The organism is Escherichia sp. MAL-1 (assembly GCF_052948035.1).
In genome coordinates, this window is record NZ_CM129609.1 from 1,508,823 (window position 1) to 1,527,574 (window position 18,752).

The following is an 18,752-nucleotide window of genomic DNA, read 5'->3' on the forward strand; positions in this document are numbered from 1 at the left end:
CCTGGAAATTCAGAAAAGTAAACTCTTTGAGAAGGACGAGCAGAACGCCTGAAAATATGCCTTTCCCTTCAGGTTTGTCTGTGGATACCGCTTATTGATTTGAAAGGGCAAGCTGCCATCAGGCTGTTTGCAAAACTCAGGAGGTAAGCAATGAGGACACTACTTTCGGTGAAGTGGGGGAGTTAAAGTCACCTGCTATGCAGGTGACTTTATCCAGGCGAACGTGTTATCAGAACGCGTAGTTAAAGTTAGTACCGAACAGCCAGGCTTTACCTTCAGACTCGAACTGGTATGGGCCTTCGTTAATTTTCACGCTCTGACCGTGCATATAAGAAACACCAACGTCGACTGAAGCATCTTTATTAAATGCGTAAGTCGTACCTGCACTCAGCCAGAAACGGTCCTGGTCCGGAATGGAGATAGAACGATTCTGAGCCGGAACTGGGCTGTCATCAAAGGCGATACCTGTACGGAAGGTCCAGTTATCATCGTAGTAATAAGTGGTACCCAACGCGATGCGGTAAGCATCTTTAAAGCCTTCATGTTTCTGGAACAGCGTGTCGCCACTCGTTGAGGTCGCTTTCAGCTGCTGGAACTGACTCCAGCTGGTGTAAGCCAGGCTATAGTGAATCGCCCACTGCGGATCAACACGGTTATAACCTGACACTTCCCACATTTCAGGCAGGTTCAGCGTCAGATAACCCGATTGCGTTGCGCCACCTGTCGCGGTAGGAATTGGCAAACCGTAGTTATTAAACGCACGATTAAGATCGCTGCTGTAGTTACCTTTGAAGTCAATTTTCACTTCAGAACGGTAGGTCAGTGCATAGCGGTTATTTTTATCCAGTTCATACAGGATTCCGGCGTTCCAGCCAAAGCCCCACTGGTTACCGTTCAGATGAGCGATTTTGGTATTACTGTCGATACCGTTGGCGGTAGCTGCCAATGCTTGCCCTTGAGGAGTTTGCCCGGCAGGAGATTGCATAATCTGACCAGCAACCAACTGCCCCAGATCGCCTGCGAAACGTTCAATTTTCGCGCGAGCGTAGACGGCGTTGAAACCAAGACCAAAGCTCCATGCATTATTTAAGCGATACGCACCGCTTAAGTTCAGGTTCATGGTTTCAAGGTCGGTTGTACCCCCGACAGAGCCGCCTGCATAAGTATCGTTAAACTCTGTTGCCAGGCCATAGTTAGAGGTAATAGAAGCGCCCCAACCAAATTGGTCGTTAATCGGTGCAACAAAGTGCATGTTCGGAACCCATGCCGTAGGCGCGATGTTATCGGCTTTCAGGCTACGACCAGATGGAGACGTTCCGCTGATATTTACATCCGGGTCAATATAAACCGCACCCGCAGAAAATGTCGGGCGGTCAAACATGGTAATCAATGCGGGGTTACGGCTAACGTTACCTGCATCATCGGCAATTGCACCTTCCCCTGAATAAGCCCGGCCCAGGCCAGAGGAAGAAAATTCGTTTAACTGAAAGCCTGCCGACCAGGCCTGGGTGGAGATAAGTGCCACTGCGACTGCGAGAGCAGACTTTGTAAACAGGGTTTTCTGGCTCATGACCATAACCTCAATGATTTATTTTTATACAAACTATGTTACGTGCTGTAACAGGAGCGCGAAGTGTAGGGTCTGAGGTACATCTTAGAAATCAGACCAGTGGCGAGAGTATAGGTCGGACCAGCTGGAATGTTGCAAGTATGTTTCTATCTTTTTTCAAATATGATCTAAGAAACGCGATCCAGCTGGCAAAATTTGGAGGTGGCGCACTCATGGATTCGGGTGAATTTTGTTTTAGATCATTTTTAAGTGTGATTTCGGTCACTTATCCGATTTTGCAGAATTAACAACTGGAGCAGCACTTTCCGGAAGCGTAAAATATCCACAACGTTTATCTGGCACCTTGGGTGCACATACAGAGGAAATCAACGATGAGTAAATGTAGTGCTGATGAAACCCCGGTTTGCTGCTGTATGGATGTTGGCACCATTATGGACAACTCCGACTGCACCGCGTCTTACAGCCGCGTGTTTGCAAACCGCGCAGAAGCAGAACAAACGCTGGCGGCGCTGACTGAGAAAGCCCGTAGCGTGGAATCCGAACCGTGCAAAATCTCCCCGACTTTCACTGAAGAGTCTGACGGTGTGCGCCTGGATATCGATTTCACTTTTGCCTGCGAAGCTGAAATGCTGATCTTCCAGCTGGGTCTGCGTTAATTCCTCTCGGGTACGTACGCCCCTGTCAGTTGCTGGCAGGGGCGTTTTCTTTTCTCTTCTTCTTTTCTCTCTGTGTCATAGCTCCCACTTTCCCTTTTCTCCGCTTGGCTAAATGTAAAAAAATGGTTAAGACTATGATCAGGTCAGACCACTTTATTTATTTTTTACAGGGGAGTGTTATGGGTCAGGTTTTACCGCTGGTTACCCGCCAGGGCGATCGTATCGCCATTGTTAGCGGTTTACGTACGCCTTTTGCCCGCCAGGCGACGGCTTTTCATGGCATTCCCGCGGTTGATTTAGGGAAGATGGTGGTAGGCGAACTGCTGGCACGCAGCGAGATCCCCGCTGAAGTGATTGAACAACTGGTCTTTGGTCAGGTCGTACAAATGCCTGAAGCCCCCAACATTGCGCGTGAAATTGTTCTCGGTACGGGAATGAATGTGCATACCGATGCTTACAGCGTCAGCCGCGCTTGCGCTACCAGTTTCCAGGCAGTTGCAAACGTCGCAGAAAGCCTGATGGCGGGAACTATTCGAGCGGGGATTGCCGGTGGGGCAGATTCCTCTTCCGTATTGCCAATTGGCGTCAGTAAAAAACTGGCGCGCGTGCTGGTTGATTTCAACAAAGCTCGAATCATGAGACAGCGCCTGAAACTCTTCTCTCGCCTGCGTTTGCGCGACTTAATGCCCGTACCGCCTGCGGTAGCAGAATATTCTACCGGCTTGCGGATGGGTGACACCGCAGAGCAAATGGCGAAAACCTACGGCATCACCCGAGAACAGCAAGATGCATTAGCGCACCGTTCGCATCAGCGTGCCGCTCAGGCATGGTCAGACGGAAAACTCAAAGAAGAGGTGATGACTGCCTTTATCCCTCCTTATAAACAACCGCTTGTCGAAGACAACAATATTCGCGGTAATTCCTCGCTTGCCGATTACGCAAAGCTGCGCCCGGCGTTTGATCGCAAACACGGAACGGTAACGGCGGCAAACAGTACGCCGCTGACCGATGGCGCGGCAGCGGTGATCCTGATGACTGAATCCCGGGCGAAAGAATTAGGGCTGGTGCCGCTGGGGTATCTGCGCAGCTACGCATTTACTGCGATTGATGTCTGGCAGGACATGTTGCTCGGTCCAGCCTGGTCAACACCGCTGGCGCTGGAGCGTGCCGGTTTGACGATGAGCGATCTGACATTGATCGATATGCACGAAGCCTTTGCAGCTCAGACACTGGCGAATATTCAGTTGCTGGGTAGTGAACGTTTTGCTCGTGATGTACTGGGGCGTGCACATGCCACTGGCGAAGTGGACGATAGCAAATTTAACGTGCTTGGCGGTTCGATTGCTTACGGACATCCCTTCGCGGCGACCGGCGCACGGATGATTACCCAGACATTGCATGAACTTCGCCGTCGCGGCGGTGGATTTGGTTTAGTTACCGCCTGTGCTGCCGGTGGGCTTGGCGCGGCAATGGTTCTGGAGGCGGAATAATGGAAATGGCATCAGCGTTTACTCTTAATGTTCGTCTGGACAACATTGCTATCATCACCATCGACGTACCGGATGAGAAAATGAATACCCTGAAGGCGGAATTTGCCTCGCAGGTGCGCGCCATTATTAAGCAACTCCGTGAAAACAAAGAGTTGCGCGGCGTGGTGTTTATCTCCGCGAAACCGGACAATTTTATCGCCGGAGCAGACATCAACATGATCGGCAACTGCAAAACGGCGCAAGAAGCGGAAGCTCTGGCGCGGCAGGGCCAACAGTTGATGGCGGAGATTCATGCTTTGCCCATTCCGGTTATCGCGGCTATTCATGGCGCTTGCCTGGGTGGTGGGCTGGAGTTGGCGCTGGCGTGCCACGGTCGCGTTTGTACTGACGATCCTAAAACGGTGCTCGGTTTGCCTGAAGTACAACTTGGATTGTTACCCGGTTCAGGCGGCACCCAGCGTTTACCGCGTCTGATAGGCGTCAGCACAGCATTAGAGATGATCCTCACCGGAAAACAACTTCGGGCGAAACAGGCATTAAAGCTGGGGCTGGTGGATGACGTCGTTCCGCACTCCATTCTGCTGGAAGCCGCTGTTGAGCTGGCAAAGAAGGATCGCCCATCTTCCCGCCCTCTACCTGTACGCGAGCGTATTCTGGCGGGGCCGTTAGGTCGTGCGCTGCTGTTCAAAATGGTCGGCAAGAAAACAGAACACAAAACTCAAGGTAACTATCCGGCGACAGAACGCATCCTGGAGGTTGTCGAAACGGGATTAGCGCAGGGCACCAGCAGTGGCTATGACGCTGAAGCACGGGCGTTTGGCGAACTGGCGATGACGCCGCAATCGCAGGCTCTGCGTAGTATCTTTTTTGCCAGTACGGACGTGAAGAAAGATCCCGGCAGTGATGCGCCGCCTGCGCCATTAAACAGCGTGGGGATTTTAGGTGGTGGCTTGATGGGCGCCGGTATTGCTTATGTCACCGCTTGTAAAGCGGGGCTTCCGGTCAGAATTAAAGATATCAACCCGCAGGGCATAAATCATGCGCTGAAGTACAGTTGGGATCAGCTGGAGGGCAAAGTTCGCCGTCGTCATCTCAAAGCCAGCGAACGTGACAAACAGCTGGCATTAATCTCCGGAACGACGGACTATCGCGGCTTTGCCCATCGCGATCTGATTATTGAAGCGGTGTTTGAAAATCTCGAATTAAAACAACAGATGGTGGCGGAAGTGGAGCAAAATTGCGCCGCTCATACCATTTTTGCTTCGAACACGTCATCTTTACCGATTGGTGATATCGCCGCTCACGCCGCGCGACCTGAGCAAGTTATTGGCCTGCATTTCTTCAGTCCGGTGGAAAAAATGCCGCTGGTAGAGATTATTCCTCATGCGGGTACATCGGCGCAAACCATCGCCACTACGGTAAAACTGGCGAAAAAACAGGGCAAAACTCCCATTGTCGTGCGTGACAAAGCCGGGTTTTACGTCAATCGCATCTTAGCGCCTTACATTAATGAAGCTATCCGCATGCTGACCGAAGGTGAACGGGTAGAGCACATTGATGCTGCGCTAGTGAAATTTGGTTTTCCGGTAGGCCCAATCCAACTTTTGGATGAGGTAGGAATCGACACCGGGACTAAAATTATTCCTGTACTGGAAGCCGCTTATGGAGAACGTTTTAGCGCGCCTGCAAATGTTGTTTCTTCAATTTTGAACGACGATCGCAAAGGCAGAAAAAATGGTCGGGGTTTCTATCTTTATGGTCAGAAAGGGCGTAAAAGCAAAAAACAGGTCGATCCTGCCATTTACCCGCTCATTGGCGCACAAGGGCAGGGGCGACTCTCCGCACCGCAGGTTGCTGAACGGTGTGTGATGTTGATGCTGAATGAAGCAGTACGTTGTGTTGATGAGCAGGTTATCCGTAGCGTGCGTGACGGGGATATTGGTGCGGTATTTGGCATTGGTTTTCCGCCATTTCTCGGTGGACCGTTCCGCTATATCGATTCTCTCGGCGCGGGCGAAGTGGTTGCAATAATGCAACGACTGGCCACGCAGTATGGTTCCCGTTTTACCCCTTGCGAGCGTTTGGTCGAGATGGGCGCGCGTGGGGAAAGTTTTTGGAAAACAACTGCAACTGACCTGCAATAAGAAGGTCAAAGCTATATGAATCCGCGCTGAATGGCGGAGTGTTGGTCAAAATGTAAACGCATATTGACTATACTTACGCCATTGAGGTAAAAAACAGCGTTTCATTCGGTGAATGGATAAGGCACAATGCCGGCCACCGTTTTCTTTCTCTGGTTTCAGATGAAAGAAAATGGGCGAATCTGGTTAACAAAAGCGGTGCAATATGCAAGTTTTTATCATGCGTCACGGCGACGCAGCCCTCGATGCCGCCAGTGATTCGGTTCGTCCTCTGACCACTAATGGTTGTGACGAATCTCGCCTGATGGCGAACTGGCTGAAAGGTCAAAAAGTGGAAATCGAACGCGTTCTGGTGAGCCCGTTCCTGCGAGCCGAGCAAACACTGGAAGAAGTAGGGGATTGTCTGAACCTGCCTTCCAGTGCAGAAGTTCTGCCGGAGTTAACGCCCTGCGGCGATGTTGGTCTGGTCAGTGCCTATTTGCAGGCGTTGACCAATGAAGGTGTTGCTTCGGTACTGGTGATCTCTCACTTACCGTTAGTCGGGTATCTGGTTGCCGAGTTATGTCCGGGCGAAACGCCGCCTATGTTTACCACCTCGGCCATTGCCAGCGTAACGCTTGATGAAAGCGGAAACGGCACATTCAACTGGCAGATGAGCCCGTGTAATCTGAAGATGGCAAAAGCTATCTGATGAGTTCCAAATTATGCCCAATGAGGTAGATTCATTGGGCATAATTGCTCATCAGGCAGCGGATATCTGTCAACCTCACTACTATCGAAGACTCTCCCCATCTATAAATAAAACACTTTCTACTTTCATTCGGAAATTATTCTTCTGCGCGTATCTTGATTTTGCCCAAAGTTACATGTTGAAATGAATAATGTCTGTTTGACACTCATTGTCATTTATTAATACAGATAATAGAGAAAATAGAGTTGAATAATCAGGCAGGATGTAATTGAAACTTGATTAAATTCTGGCTATAGTGTTTATATATTATATTGTCAAAAGTGGATAAATGCCAAACGCATTATATGTTCATTGTTTGTTTTTTAAGCTGTTGATATTCATTATTGATATACTTTCTATTTTTTCTAAATACTTATTCCGTATTTTTTAAGGATGTCCTTAAGATAACCTTTCTTTTGTCAATATATTAATTAAATCTACATTTACTCTTTAGTAAAATTAAATTGCATCAGGGGTGTGGAAACATCACTATGCGGCCCCACACCAACGAATACAATTTTCTACGACCTGTTCTTTTTGGATCGCATGCCGTATTCAATGGCTGGGTATAAACATTGGCTATTGACTGAATCAATGTATTGCAATGTTTATATTTTTAATTATTTATAGTTTAAGGACAAATAATGAGTAAGTTTGTTAAAACAGCTATTGCTGCGGCAATGGTGATGGGCGTGTTCACCTCTACGGCAACAATCGCTGCGGGTAACAACGGTACTGCACGTTTTTACGGCACCATTGAAGACTCAGTGTGTTCTATCGTTCCGGACGATCACAAACTGGAAGTTGATATGGGTGATATCGGTGCCGAAAAACTGAAAAATAACGGCACCACCACGCCGAAAAGTTTCCAGATTCGTCTGCAAGATTGCGTATTTGATACTCAGGAAACAATGACCACTACCTTTACTGGTACCGTTTCTTCTGCAAATAGCGGCAATTATTACACCATTTTCAATACCGATACCGGTGCGGCATTTAACAATGTTAGCCTGGCGATCGGTGACTCTCTGGGTACCTCTTACAAAAGCGGCATGGGTATTGACCAGAAAATAGTGAAAGACACTTCTACTAATAAAGGCAAAGCGAAGCAGACACTGAACTTTAAAGCCTGGCTGGTCGGCGCAGCTGATGCGCCAGATCTGGGTAATTTCGAAGCAAATACCACCTTCCAGATTACTTACCTGTAAGGCATACCCCCATAGCGACACTGCTATGGGGGATTTAAATGGATTTTGACCGAACAAGAATAAAAACGGATAGAAACGTGTATGCCTGATCATTCTCTTTTTCGATTACGGATTCTTCCGTGGTGCATTGCGCTGGCAATGTCAGGGAGTTATAGCAGTGTCTGGGCTGAAGACGACATTCAGTTTGATTCCCGTTTTCTGGAATTAAAAGGCGACACAAAAATTGATCTGAAGCGTTTTTCCAGCCAGGGATATGTTGAGCCCGGAAAATACAATTTACAGGTTCAACTAAATAAACAGCCATTGGCGGAAGAGTACGATATTTACTGGTATGCTGGTGAAGATGACGCGAGCAAAAGCTATGCTTGTCTGACACCGGAACTGGTAGCGCAGTTTGGTTTAAAAGAAGACGTGGCGAAAAATCTGCAATGGAGCCACGATGCTAAATGCCTGAAATCCGGTCAACTGGAAGGCGTGGAAATTAAGGCTGATTTAAGCCAGTCCGCATTAGTCATTTCACTGCCACAGGCTTACCTCGAATATACTTATCCCGACTGGGATCCGCCTTCACGTTGGGATGACGGCATCTCCGGGATCGTCGCGGACTACAGCATCAACGCACAAACCCGGCACGAAGAAAATGGCGGTGATGATAGTAACGAGATCAGCGGCAACGGGACGGTCGGGGTTAACCTGGGGCCGTGGCGTATGCGTGCTGACTGGCAGACTAACTATCAACATACTCGCAGTAATGATGACGATGAATTCAGCGGCGATGAAACTCAAAAAAAATGGGAGTGGAGTCGCTACTATGCCTGGCGGGCGTTACCATCATTAAAAGCCAAACTGGCGCTGGGCGAGGATTACCTCAGATCCGATATTTTTGATAGTTTTAACTATGTTGGTGGCAGTGTCAGTACTGACGATCAAATGTTGCCTCCCAATCTGCGCGGCTACGCGCCAGACATTTCCGGCGTGGCACACACCACAGCAAAAGTGACCGTCAGCCAGATGGGGCGTGTGATTTACGAAACGCAGGTTCCGGCTGGACCGTTTCGTATTCAGGATCTTGGTGATTCTGTCTCCGGTACGTTGCATATTCGCATTGAAGAACAGAACGGCCAGGTGCAGGAATATGACATCAGCACCGCCTCGATGCCATACCTCACTCGTCCAGGTCAGGTTCGCTATAAGATCATGATAGGCCGTCCGCAAGAGTGGGGACACCATGTCGAGGGTGAATTTTTTTCTGGTGCTGAAGCTTCCTGGGGGATCGCTAACGGCTGGTCGTTATATGGCGGCGCACTGGGAGATGAAAACTATCAGTCTGCGGCGCTTGGCGTCGGTCGCGATTTGTCTACATTCGGCGCGGTCGCGTTTGATGTTACTCACTCGCACACCAAACTGGATAAAGACACCGCTTATGGCAAAGGTTCGCTGGACGGTAACTCCTTCCGTGTGAGTTATTCCAAAGACTTTGACCAGCTCAACAGCCGCGTTACTTTTGCTGGATATCGCTTCTCGGAAGAGAACTTTATGACCATGAGCGAGTATCTGGATGCCAGTGACAGCGGAATGGTACGCACGGGCAACGACAAAGAGATGTACACCGCCACTTATAACCAGAACTTCCGCGATGCGGGTGTTTCGGTTTATCTCAACTATACCCGCCATACCTACTGGGATCGCGAGGAGCAGACAAACTACAACATCATGCTCTCGCACTATTTCAATATGGGCAGTATTCGTAATGTCAGCATCTCGATGACTGGCTACCGTTACGAGTATGACAACCAGGCCGACAAAGGCATGTACATTTCGCTCAGTATGCCGTGGGGCGACAACAGTACCGTTAGCTATAACGGTAACTATGGCAGTGGGACGGACAGCAGTCAGGTCGGTTATTTCAGCCGTGTCGATGACGCGACTCACTATCAGTTGAACGTCGGCACCAGTGACAAACACACCAGCGTTGACGGCTATTACAGCCATGATGGTTCGCTGGCGCAGGTTGACCTCAGTGCGAACTACCATGAAGGGCAATACACCTCTGCGGGCTTGTCGTTACAGGGCGGCGCAACGCTTACTGCCCACGGTGGCGCACTTCACCGTACCCAGAATATGGGCGGGACACGCTTGTTGATTGATGCCGATGGCGTTGCCGATGTTCCGGTAGAAGGTAACGGTGCTGCTGTTTATACCAATATGTTTGGTAAAGCCGTCGTTTCTGACGTCAATAACTATTACCGCAATTAGGCGTATATCGACCTCAACAAACTGCCGGAAAACGCCGAAGCAACCCAGTCGGTGGTACAAGCCACGCTAACTGAAGGGGCGATTGGCTACCGCAAATTTGCCGTCATCAGTGGTCAAAAAGCGATGGCGGTGCTGCGTTTACAAGACGGCAGCCATCCTCCGTTTGGCGCAGAAGTAAAAAATGATAACGAGCAGACAGTGGGCCTTGTCGATGATGACGGCAATGTTTATCTGGCTGGGGTGAAACCTGGCGAACACATGAGTGTGTTCTGGAGTGGTGTTGCGCATTGCGATATCAACCTGCCGGACCCGCTGCCTGCCGATCTGTTTAACGGCTTGTTACTGCCATGCCAGCATAAAGGCAATGTAGCACCTGTCACTTCGCCGGCGGTCAAACCGGCGATTCAGGAACAGACACAGCGGGTGACGCCAACGGAACCCCCGACTTCAATTTCAGTAAACCAGTAACGTGATTAAGGAATGATCCATGTTTAATCTGACTAACACTGCAAAAATCGTTGTCCCGGCACTGGCGCTGCTGGCGACAGCGGTCAGTTTCTCCAGCCACGCTTCGGTGACGCCCGACAGGACACGGCTGGTGTTTAACGAAAGCGACAAGTCCATCAGCGTCACGCTGCGCAACAACGATCCCAAACTGCCTTATCTGGCGCAGAGCTGGATAGAGGATGCAAAGGGCAACAAAATCAGCTCGCCGCTTGCGGTGCTTCCGCCAGTGCAGCGCATCGATGCGATGATGAACGGCCAGGTGAAGGTGCAGGGGCTGCCGGATATCAACAAACTGCCGGCCGACCGCGAGAGCGTGTTCTATTTCAACGTGCGCGAAATTCCGCCGAAATCAAATAAACCGAACACACTGCAGATTGCGCTGCAGACGCGTATCAAACTGTTCTGGCGACCGAAGGCGCTGGAGAACACCAGCATGAAAAGTCCGTGGCAGCATAAGGTGACGCTCATCCGTAACGGCCAGGACTTCACCGTCAATAACCCGACGCCGTACTACGTGATCATCAGCAACGCCAGCGCTAAAAAAGGCGGCAACCCGCCGGCGGGATTCACACCGCTGATGATGGAGCCGAAAACCTCCGCACCGCTGAATGCGAAGATGGACAGCGTGCCGGTGCTGACCTACATCAACGACTACGGCGCGCGGATGCCGCTGTACTTCAAATGCACCGGCAACAACTGCCAGGTGGATGAAGAGCAGAGCCGCAAAGGCTGATGCCGGGAGGGACTTATGAGTCACAAGTTTTTAGCGGGCGCGGGGCTACTGGTACTGGCCGGATGGGGTGTCAGCGGTTTAGCCGTTGCTGGCAGCGATATCAAACAGGTGGATCTGACGCTGCGAATCCTGGTCGATGGCCCGCCGCCGTGCTCCGTGAAGGGAAGCGCGGTGGAATTTGGCAATGTGGTGATCAACAGGATCGATGGTACCAATTACCAACAGGATGCGAAATACACCCTCAACTGCGGTAATAAAGTCAGCGATGACTTACGGATGCAGCTCAAAGGCAATACCGCCGTGATCAACGGAGAAACGGTTCTCAGCACGGATATCGCCGGCCTGGGGGTGCGGATAGAAAACGCCGCCGACAACTCCCTGTTTGCAGTTGGTGAAAATAACTGGACGCCTTTTAATGTCAACACACAGCCTCAGCTGAAAGCGGTGCCGGTAAAACAGAGCGGGGTGCAACTGACGCCGTCGGAGTTTAACGCCACGATGACCATGGTGGTGGATTACCAATGAAAAAATTCCTGCTCCTTTTACTGTGCGCTGGTTGCGGGGCTGTGCTGGCGGCGGAAGATGACATCACATTCCACGGTACGCTGATGTCGCCGCCCGCCTGTAGCATCAGCGGCGGGCAAACCATCGAAGTGCAATTTCGCGATCTCATTATCGACAGCATTGACGGCAATTATGGTCGTCAGGAAGTGGACTACGAACTGAGCTGTGAGTCTGATGTCCGCGATCCCGAGTGGAATATGACACTCTCATGGACGGGGACTGCCACCTCCTACAACGACTCTGCTATTGAGACGGATGTACCGGGCTTCGGAATTGAGCTTCAGCATGACGGTCAGCGTTTTAAGCTCAACGAGCCGCTTTCCATTAACGCCACCGATTTTAGCCAGAAGCCAAAGCTGGAGGCGGTACCGGTCAAAGCGGCTGATGCGGTGCTGACGGACACGACCTTTTCTGCTTACGCAACCTTACGGGTGGATTACCAATGAAAACAGCACACATTTATTCACCCGGTTATGCGCTGTTAGCAGGCCTGCTGCTGACCGCCAGCACGGGGGCACGGGCAGTCGATAACAACCTGCATTTTTACGGCAACCTGCTGAGTAAATCCTGCACGCTGGTGGTGGATGGTGCCAATCTGGCAGAAATCCATTTTCCCACCGTCAGCAACCGGGATTTGATAGTCGCCGGACAGTCTGTGCATCTGCCGGTTGTGTTTAAGCTGAAAGACTGCAAAGGGCCAGCGGGCTACAACGTCAAAGTCACGCTGAGCGGCACCGAAGACAGCGGTCAGCCGGGTTTTCTGGCAGTCGATGACACCTCCACCGCGCAGGGCGTGGGGATAGGGATGGAAACGCTCGACGGCAAGCGGGTGGATATTAACAACACTACCGGGGCGACTTTTGCGCTTACCAACGGCAACAATGATATTAATTTCCGGGCCTGGATCCAGGCGAAAAGCGGTCGCGATGTGACGATCGGTGAATTCACTGCCAGCCTGACCGCTACCTTCGAGTATATTTAAAATGAAAATTCTACGTTATGTCTTTTACTTTTTGCTGCTCATTTGCCTCAGCACAGGAGTGCAGGCCGCGAAAAAGATCGCGACGTTATACATTCCTGCGGGATCAATGGGAGTGCTCACAGGTTTTCAGTTTAATCTTTCTATCCTCACACCAGAAGGCGCGCAATATGGGGTATATCAATCCAGGTCAGTTGCGATTTTGAATGTGCCACTAGTATCATGGACTGGTCAAGGTACTGCTCCGGAACTGCATTTAGAAGACGCAAGAACCATATTACCAACTTCACGTTGCCCGGGCCTTGAAGAATATGATGCTCGCACCCCACAAACGACCTGGGCCTGCGTGGAAATGAAAGTCACAGTTTTCTATGACGGTGATATGCATGGTTGTCCGTGGATAGTTTCCTCGTATGTAAAGAGTGAGGACGCAACGGAGGCAATATATACAGGTAATAATGTTCCCTATATTGGCCCGACAAAAGTCAGTTCTGACTGTAGCGCAATACCTTTAGATCCTTATGATGTCTCCTGGAATGAAAATACGGTCGTGCATAACAAAATAGTCAGGATGCAATCAACAGGTGCTGTGATTGAACAAACGCTGCCCACTTATCTGATGGAAGGTGGAAAACTGTGTGATGGTAGTAAATATGACGAGCGTGGTGCTTACTGCCGTTTTGTCGCACAGCAGATGACCTTCTCCACTTCGGGCTGTGACGATGCCAAAGTGACAGTGACGCCAGAGCCGCAACCGATCACGTCCAGGCAACTGCATGATATGAAGCTACGCGTGGACACAACGGCGCAACAGCCAATAGATGCCACCTGCCGGTTCACTTACATACTGAATATGTACTAGTGCGTCTTTTTCACAAGGCAGGGTCATTTGACCCTGCCATTCCCCGTACATGGCGCAACGCGCTAAACTTCTCAGGGTAACTCCGGCGGCAGCCACTCTTCCACTTCAATCAATACCAGCAACGCCGCATCACCACCATACTCTTTTGGTGCCTGATGAAAGGCCATCACATGCGGATGTTGTGCCAGCCACAGCGGTGTTTGTTGCTTCAAAATATGCTTCCCGTGCCCATGCATCACGCAGGCGCAAAACACATGTTCACGGCGGCAGGCGGCAATCAACGCGCCCAGTTCCTGCTTAGCTTGCAGCTGCGTCAGACCGTGTAAATCCAAAAACAATTCCGGTGAATAATCGCCGCGGCGCAGTTTCTTCGCCTCAAAATGGCTGACATCCGGGCGAACATATTTCACCGGACCTTCGGTATTTAATAACGGCTGAAACTCATCGGAAAAATAATGGCTGACATCAGCCTGCTCCTGGATCAAGCGTTTCACCGGCACTTCGCTGATTTTTTTACGCTGCGGTCGGTGGACAATCGTGTCCTGCTTAATCTTGCGAGTCCCCGCCATCAACTGGCGAAACAGAGCCTGGTCCTCCTCGCTAAGTGTTGTTTTCTTTTTCATTTATCTGTCTCTATTTCTAATTTTCCTACAGTTTACCCGACTCGTAGCACAATCGATCGTTTAAAACGTATTTTTCCTCACTCACCGCGCGTGAATGCTGATTTATCGTCATCTTCATGGCAAACTAGCCGCCGAAATTATTGCGATCATGCCCTGGAGGAATACGTGGATAAAATTTTCGTTGATGAAGCAGTAAATGAGCTGCAAACCATTCAGGACATGTTGCGCTGGTCGGTTAGCCGCTTCAGCGCGGCAAATATCTGGTACGGTCACGGCACCGATAATCCGTGGGATGAAGCCGTGCAACTGGTGTTGCCTTCGCTCTACCTGCCGCTGGATATTCCGGAAGATATGCGCACCGCGCGTCTGACCTCCAGCGAAAAACACCGCATTGTTGAGCGCGTGATCCGCCGCGTCAACGAACGCATTCCGGTGGCTTACCTGACCAACAAAGCGTGGTTCTGCGGCCATGAATTTTACGTCGATGAACGCGTGCTGGTGCCGCGCTCGCCGATTGGTGAACTGATCAACAATAAATTTGCCGGACTTATCAGCAAGCAACCGCAGCATATTTTAGATATGTGTACCGGTAGTGGCTGCATCGCCATTGCCTGTGCTTATGCCTTCCCGGAAGCGGAAGTCGACGCGGTAGATATCTCTCCCGACGCGCTGGCGGTTGCCGAACAGAACATCGAAGAACACGGTCTGATCCACAACGTCATTCCGATTCGTTCCGATCTGTTCCGCGACTTGCCGAAAGTGCAGTACGATCTGATTGTCACTAACCCGCCGTATGTCGATGCGGAAGATATGTCCGACCTGCCAAATGAATACCGCCACGAGCCGGAACTGGGCCTGGCATCTGGCACCGACGGCCTGAAACTGACGCGTCGCATTCTTGGAAACGCGGCAGATTACCTTGCTGATGATGGCGTGTTGATTTGTGAAGTCGGCAACAGCATGGTACATCTTATGGAACAATATCCGGATGTTCCGTTCACCTGGCTGGAGTTTGATAACGGCGGCGATGGTGTGTTTATGCTCACCAAAGAGCAGCTGCTGGCGGCCCGTGAATATTTCGCGATTTATAAAGATTAAGTAAACACGCAAACACAACAATAACGGAGCCGTGATGGCTGGAAACACAATTGGACAACTCTTTCGCGTAACCACCTTCGGCGAATCGCATGGGCTGGCGCTCGGCTGCATCGTCGATGGTGTTCCGCCAGGCATTCCGCTGACGGAAGCGGACCTGCAACATGACCTTGATCGTCGTCGCCCTGGGACATCGCGCTATACCACCCAGCGCCGCGAGCCGGATCAGGTCAAAATACTCTCCGGTGTTTTTGAAGGCGTTACTACTGGCACCAGCATTGGCTTGTTGATCGAAAATACCGACCAGCGTTCTCAGGATTACAGCGCAATTAAAGACGTCTTCCGTCCAGGCCATGCTGATTACACCTACGAACAAAAATACGGTCTGCGCGATTATCGCGGCGGTGGACGTTCTTCCGCCCGCGAAACCGCCATGCGCGTGGCGGCAGGGGCGATTGCCAAAAAATATCTCGCCGAGAAATTTGGTATTGAAATCCGCGGCTGCCTGACCCAGATGGGCGACATTCCGCTGGAAATCAAAGACTGGTCGCTGGTTGAACAAAATCCGTTCTTCTGCCCGGACCCGAACAAAATCGACGCGTTAGATGAACTGATGCGCGCGCTGAAAAAAGAGGGCGACTCCATCGGCGCGAAAGTCACCGTTGTTGCCAGTGGCGTCCCCGCCGGACTTGGCGAGCCGGTCTTTGACCGCCTGGATGCTGACATCGCCCATGCGCTGATGAGCATCAACGCGGTGAAAGGCGTGGAAATTGGCGACGGTTTTGACGTAGTGGCGCTGCGCGGCAGCCAGAACCGCGACGAAATCACCAAAGACGGTTTCCAGAGCAACCATGCGGGCGGCATTCTCGGCGGTATCAGCAGCGGGCAGCAAATCATTGCTCATATGGCGCTGAAACCGACCTCCAGTATCACCGTGCCGGGGCGTACCATTAACCGCTTTGGCGAAGAAGTTGAGATGATCACCAAAGGCCGTCACGATCCCTGTGTCGGGATCCGCGCCGTGCCGATCGCAGAAGCGATGCTGGCGATCGTATTAATGGATCACCTGTTACGGCAGCGGGCGCAAAATGCCGATGTGAAGACTGATATTCCACGCTGGTAAAAAATGAACAAAACCGCGATTGCGCTGCTGGCCCTGCTTGCCAGTAGCGCCAGCCTGGCAGCGACGCCGTGGCAAAAAATAACCCAACCTGTGCCGGGTAGCGCACAATCGATAGGCAGTTTTTCTAATGGCTGTATTGTCGGCGCTGACACGTTGCCGATACAGTCCGAACATTATCAGGTCATGCGTACCGATCAGCGTCGCTATTTCGGTCACCCGGATCTGGTGATGTTTATTCAGCGTCTGAGTAGCCAGGTGAGCAATCTGGGCATGGGTACGGTGCTGATTGGCGATATGGGGATGCCCGCTGGTGGGCGTTTCAACGGCGGTCATGCCAGCCACCAGACCGGACTGGATGTTGATATCTTCTTACAACTGCCGAAAACACGCTGGACCTCCGCGCAACTTTTGCGCCCGCAAGCGTTAGATTTGGTTTCCCGCGACGGTAAACACGTTGTCTCCACGCTGTGGAAGCCAGAAATTTTCAGCTTGATCAAACTCGCCGCCCAGGACAAAGACGTCACACGCATTTTTGTTAATCCGGCGATTAAACAACAACTTTGCTTTGATGCGGGCACCGATCGCGACTGGTTGCGCAAAGTGCGGCCCTGGTTCCAGCATCGCGCGCATATGCATGTACGATTACGTTGTCCTGCCGATAGTCTGGAGTGTGAAGATCAACCTTTACCGCCACCAGGCGATGGTTGCGGGGCAGAACTGCAAAGCTGGTTTGAACCTCCAAAACCGGGAACAACAAAGCCTGAGAAGAAGACACCGCCTCCGTTGCCGCCTTCCTGCCAGGCGCTACTGGATGAGCACGTGATCTAATGGAAACGTTTAATAGCCTGTTTATGGTTTCCCCGCTGTTGCTGGGAGTTCTCTTTTTTGTCGCCATGCTGGCGGGATTTATCGACTCGATTGCCGGTGGCGGTGGGTTACTCACCATTCCGGCATTGATGGCGGCGGGGATGTCTCCCGCTAATGCGCTGGCAACCAATAAACTGCAAGCCTGCGGCGGCTCTATTTCCGCCACTATCTACTTTATTCGCCGCAAAGTGGTTAGTTTAAGCGATCAGAAACTCAATATCGCCATGACCTTTGTCGGCTCAATGAGCGGCGCACTGCTGGTGCAATACGTTCAGGCTGATGTCTTACGACAGATTTTGCCCATTCTGGTGATTTGTATCGGCCTCTATTTCTTGCTGATGCCAAAATTGGGTGAAGAAGATCGCCAGCGCCGGATGTACGGTTTACCCTTCGCGTTAATTGCAGGTGGCTGCGTCGGTTTTTACGACGGATTCTTTGGGCCAGCTGCCGGATCGTTTTACGCGCTGGCCTTCGTTACGCTGTGCGGATTCAACCTCGCCAAAGCCACGGCTCACGCCAAATTACTCAACGCAACGTCAAATATCGGCGGTTTACTGCTGTTTATTCTCGGTGGCAAAGTGATTTGGGCGACGGGCTTTGTCATGCTGGTGGGGCAGTTCCTCGGCGCGCGCATGGGTTCAAGACTGGTGTTGAGCAAAGGACAAAAACTGATCCGCCCGATGATCGTTATCGTCTCGGCGGTGATGAGTGCCAAATTACTTTATGATAGCCACGGACAGGAGATCCTCCACTGGTTGGGGATGAACTAATGAACAGTACACACCACTATGAGCAGTTGATTGAAATTTTTAATAGCTGCTTTGCCGATGATTTTAATACCCGTCTGATTAAAGGCGACGACGAACCGATCTATCTTCCTGCTGATGCGGAAGTACCGTATAACCGAATCGTCTTTGCTCATGGCTTTTATGCCAGCGCAATTCATGAGATTTCGCACTGGTGTATTGCCGGGAAAGCGCGCCGTGAGCTGGTTGATTTCGGCTACTGGTATTGCCCGGACGGACGCGATGCCCAGACGCAAAGTCAGTTTGAAGATGTTGAAGTGAAGCCGCAGGCGCTGGACTGGTTGTTCTGCGTGGCGGCGGGATATCCGTTTAATGTTAGCTGCGACAATCTGGAAGGGGATTTCGAACCGGACCGCGTGGTGTTTCAACGGCGGGTACATGCGCAGGTAATGGATTATCTGGCAAACGGCATTCCCGAACGTCCGGCACGCTTCATTAAAGCACTACAAAATTATTATCACACGCCGGAACTTACGGCGGAACAGTTCCCGTGGCCGGAAGCGCTCAACTGAAGCCAGCGCCACGTTTTACAATGAGGAAAG

General features: G+C 51.1%; 17 protein-coding genes and 1 pseudogene. 16 read left to right on the forward strand and 2 right to left on the reverse strand.

The window, feature by feature from the left end; translation table 11 throughout:
* Positions 1-229: 229 nt before the first annotated feature.
* Entirely contained in the window at positions 230-1,570 is a 1,341-nt protein-coding gene (fadL, locus tag ACU8XX_RS07360; protein ID WP_001296861.1) for a long-chain fatty acid transporter FadL, read from the reverse strand.
* Positions 1,571-1,941: 371 nt separating this feature from the next.
* Between fadL and ACU8XX_RS07365 the strand changes: the two genes are divergently transcribed.
* The 11 genes and pseudogenes from ACU8XX_RS07365 (at position 1,942) to ACU8XX_RS07415 (ending at position 13,696) form a co-directional block, all read left to right on the forward strand.
* Positions 1,942-2,226, forward strand: coding sequence for a YfcZ/YiiS family protein (locus tag ACU8XX_RS07365; RefSeq protein ID WP_000030901.1), 285 nt, complete (start codon positions 1,942-1,944; stop codon positions 2,224-2,226).
* A gap of 179 nt (positions 2,227-2,405) precedes the next feature.
* The gene (gene fadI / locus ACU8XX_RS07370) at positions 2,406-3,716 is read left to right on the forward strand and encodes an acetyl-CoA C-acyltransferase FadI (RefSeq protein WP_000531931.1); all 1,311 of its coding nucleotides are present in this window, start codon (positions 2,406-2,408) and stop codon (positions 3,714-3,716) included.
* Positions 3,716-5,860, forward strand: a complete 2,145-nt coding sequence (gene fadJ / locus ACU8XX_RS07375) for a fatty acid oxidation complex subunit alpha FadJ (protein WP_000424985.1) — start codon at positions 3,716-3,718, stop codon at positions 5,858-5,860. The genes fadI and fadJ overlap by 1 nt, the downstream gene beginning before the upstream one ends.
* A 202-nt stretch (positions 5,861-6,062) precedes the next feature.
* Positions 6,063-6,548 (forward strand): phosphohistidine phosphatase SixA, encoded by a 486-nt coding sequence (gene sixA, locus ACU8XX_RS07380; protein WP_001195819.1) that lies wholly within the window; start codon positions 6,063-6,065, stop codon positions 6,546-6,548.
* Between the two features lie 683 nt (positions 6,549-7,231).
* Entirely contained in the window at positions 7,232-7,795 is a 564-nt protein-coding gene (locus ACU8XX_RS07385) for a fimbrial protein (protein ID WP_000033328.1), read from the forward strand.
* Between the two features lie 81 nt (positions 7,796-7,876).
* A pseudogene (gene yfcU / locus ACU8XX_RS07390) lies at positions 7,877-10,519 on the forward strand (fimbrial usher protein YfcU).
* Between the two features lie 19 nt (positions 10,520-10,538).
* The gene (locus ACU8XX_RS07395) at positions 10,539-11,291 is read left to right on the forward strand and encodes a fimbria/pilus periplasmic chaperone (RefSeq protein ID WP_000482742.1); all 753 of its coding nucleotides are present in this window, start codon (positions 10,539-10,541) and stop codon (positions 11,289-11,291) included.
* A 15-nt stretch (positions 11,292-11,306) separates the two neighbouring features.
* Complete coding sequence (locus tag ACU8XX_RS07400) at positions 11,307-11,816, forward strand: fimbrial protein (protein ID WP_000018448.1); 510 nt, start codon at positions 11,307-11,309, stop codon at positions 11,814-11,816.
* Positions 11,813-12,301: a fimbrial protein gene (locus ACU8XX_RS07405; protein ID WP_000714137.1), complete on the forward strand. Its 489-nt coding sequence runs from the start codon at positions 11,813-11,815 to the stop codon at positions 12,299-12,301. The genes ACU8XX_RS07400 and ACU8XX_RS07405 overlap by 4 nt, the downstream gene beginning before the upstream one ends.
* Positions 12,298-12,837: a fimbrial protein gene (locus ACU8XX_RS07410; RefSeq protein WP_000844747.1), complete on the forward strand. Its 540-nt coding sequence runs from the start codon at positions 12,298-12,300 to the stop codon at positions 12,835-12,837. The genes ACU8XX_RS07405 and ACU8XX_RS07410 overlap by 4 nt, the downstream gene beginning before the upstream one ends.
* 1 nt (position 12,838) lies before the next feature.
* Positions 12,839-13,696, forward strand: a complete 858-nt coding sequence (locus ACU8XX_RS07415) for a StfH/YfcO family fimbrial adhesin (protein WP_000698770.1) — start codon at positions 12,839-12,841, stop codon at positions 13,694-13,696.
* Positions 13,697-13,767: 71 nt separating this feature from the next.
* Here ACU8XX_RS07415 and smrB read toward each other — a convergent pair whose 3' ends face one another.
* Positions 13,768-14,319: an endonuclease SmrB gene (gene smrB, locus ACU8XX_RS07420; RefSeq protein WP_097466523.1), complete on the reverse strand. Its 552-nt coding sequence runs from the start codon at positions 14,317-14,319 to the stop codon at positions 13,768-13,770.
* Positions 14,320-14,484: 165 nt separating this feature from the next.
* Between smrB and prmB the strand changes: the two genes are divergently transcribed.
* The 5 genes from prmB to epmC are packed head-to-tail and all read left to right on the forward strand — an operon-like array spanning position 14,485 to position 18,722.
* Positions 14,485-15,417, forward strand: a complete 933-nt coding sequence (gene prmB / locus ACU8XX_RS07425) for a 50S ribosomal protein L3 N(5)-glutamine methyltransferase (RefSeq protein ID WP_001295704.1) — start codon at positions 14,485-14,487, stop codon at positions 15,415-15,417.
* 34 nt (positions 15,418-15,451) lie between these two features.
* Positions 15,452-16,537, forward strand: a complete 1,086-nt coding sequence (aroC, locus tag ACU8XX_RS07430) for a chorismate synthase (protein ID WP_016242287.1) — start codon at positions 15,452-15,454, stop codon at positions 16,535-16,537.
* 3 nt (positions 16,538-16,540) lie between these two features.
* Positions 16,541-17,365 carry a penicillin-insensitive murein endopeptidase gene (gene mepA / locus ACU8XX_RS07435; RefSeq protein ID WP_001043816.1) on the forward strand — a complete coding sequence of 275 codons (825 nt, stop codon included), beginning with the start codon at positions 16,541-16,543 and terminating at the stop codon, positions 17,363-17,365.
* Entirely contained in the window at positions 17,365-18,174 is an 810-nt protein-coding gene (locus tag ACU8XX_RS07440; RefSeq protein WP_000447361.1) for a sulfite exporter TauE/SafE family protein, read from the forward strand. Before mepA ends, ACU8XX_RS07440 begins: the two co-directional genes overlap by 1 nt.
* Complete coding sequence (epmC, locus tag ACU8XX_RS07445; RefSeq protein ID WP_001089218.1) at positions 18,174-18,722, forward strand: elongation factor P hydroxylase; 549 nt, start codon at positions 18,174-18,176, stop codon at positions 18,720-18,722. The genes ACU8XX_RS07440 and epmC overlap by 1 nt, the downstream gene beginning before the upstream one ends.
* Positions 18,723-18,752: the final 30 nt, after the last annotated feature.

Bases quoted from the DNA above. Each gene is read 5' to 3' on its own strand.
- fadI (WP_000531931.1), top strand. From the start codon at position 2,406: ATGGGTCAGGTTTTACCGCTGGTTACCCGCCAGGGCGATCGTATCGCC.
- ACU8XX_RS07395 (WP_000482742.1), top strand. From the start codon at position 10,539: ATGTTTAATCTGACTAACACTGCAAAAATCGTTGTCCCGGCACTGGCG.
- ACU8XX_RS07385 (WP_000033328.1), top strand. From the start codon at position 7,232: ATGAGTAAGTTTGTTAAAACAGCTATTGCTGCGGCAATGGTGATGGGC.
- ACU8XX_RS07410 (WP_000844747.1), top strand. From the start codon at position 12,298: ATGAAAACAGCACACATTTATTCACCCGGTTATGCGCTGTTAGCAGGC.
- ACU8XX_RS07400 (WP_000018448.1), top strand. From the start codon at position 11,307: ATGAGTCACAAGTTTTTAGCGGGCGCGGGGCTACTGGTACTGGCCGGA.
- sixA (WP_001195819.1), top strand. From the start codon at position 6,063: ATGCAAGTTTTTATCATGCGTCACGGCGACGCAGCCCTCGATGCCGCC.
- fadJ (WP_000424985.1), top strand. From the start codon at position 3,716: ATGGAAATGGCATCAGCGTTTACTCTTAATGTTCGTCTGGACAACATT.
- epmC (WP_001089218.1), top strand. From the start codon at position 18,174: ATGAACAGTACACACCACTATGAGCAGTTGATTGAAATTTTTAATAGC.
- smrB (WP_097466523.1), bottom strand. From the start codon at position 14,319: ATGAAAAAGAAAACAACACTTAGCGAGGAGGACCAGGCTCTGTTTCGC.
- fadL (WP_001296861.1), bottom strand. From the start codon at position 1,570: ATGAGCCAGAAAACCCTGTTTACAAAGTCTGCTCTCGCAGTCGCAGTG.
- mepA (WP_001043816.1), top strand. From the start codon at position 16,541: ATGAACAAAACCGCGATTGCGCTGCTGGCCCTGCTTGCCAGTAGCGCC.
- ACU8XX_RS07440 (WP_000447361.1), top strand. From the start codon at position 17,365: ATGGAAACGTTTAATAGCCTGTTTATGGTTTCCCCGCTGTTGCTGGGA.
- ACU8XX_RS07415 (WP_000698770.1), top strand. From the start codon at position 12,839: ATGAAAATTCTACGTTATGTCTTTTACTTTTTGCTGCTCATTTGCCTC.
- ACU8XX_RS07365 (WP_000030901.1), top strand. From the start codon at position 1,942: ATGAGTAAATGTAGTGCTGATGAAACCCCGGTTTGCTGCTGTATGGAT.
- ACU8XX_RS07405 (WP_000714137.1), top strand. From the start codon at position 11,813: ATGAAAAAATTCCTGCTCCTTTTACTGTGCGCTGGTTGCGGGGCTGTG.
- aroC (WP_016242287.1), top strand. From the start codon at position 15,452: ATGGCTGGAAACACAATTGGACAACTCTTTCGCGTAACCACCTTCGGC.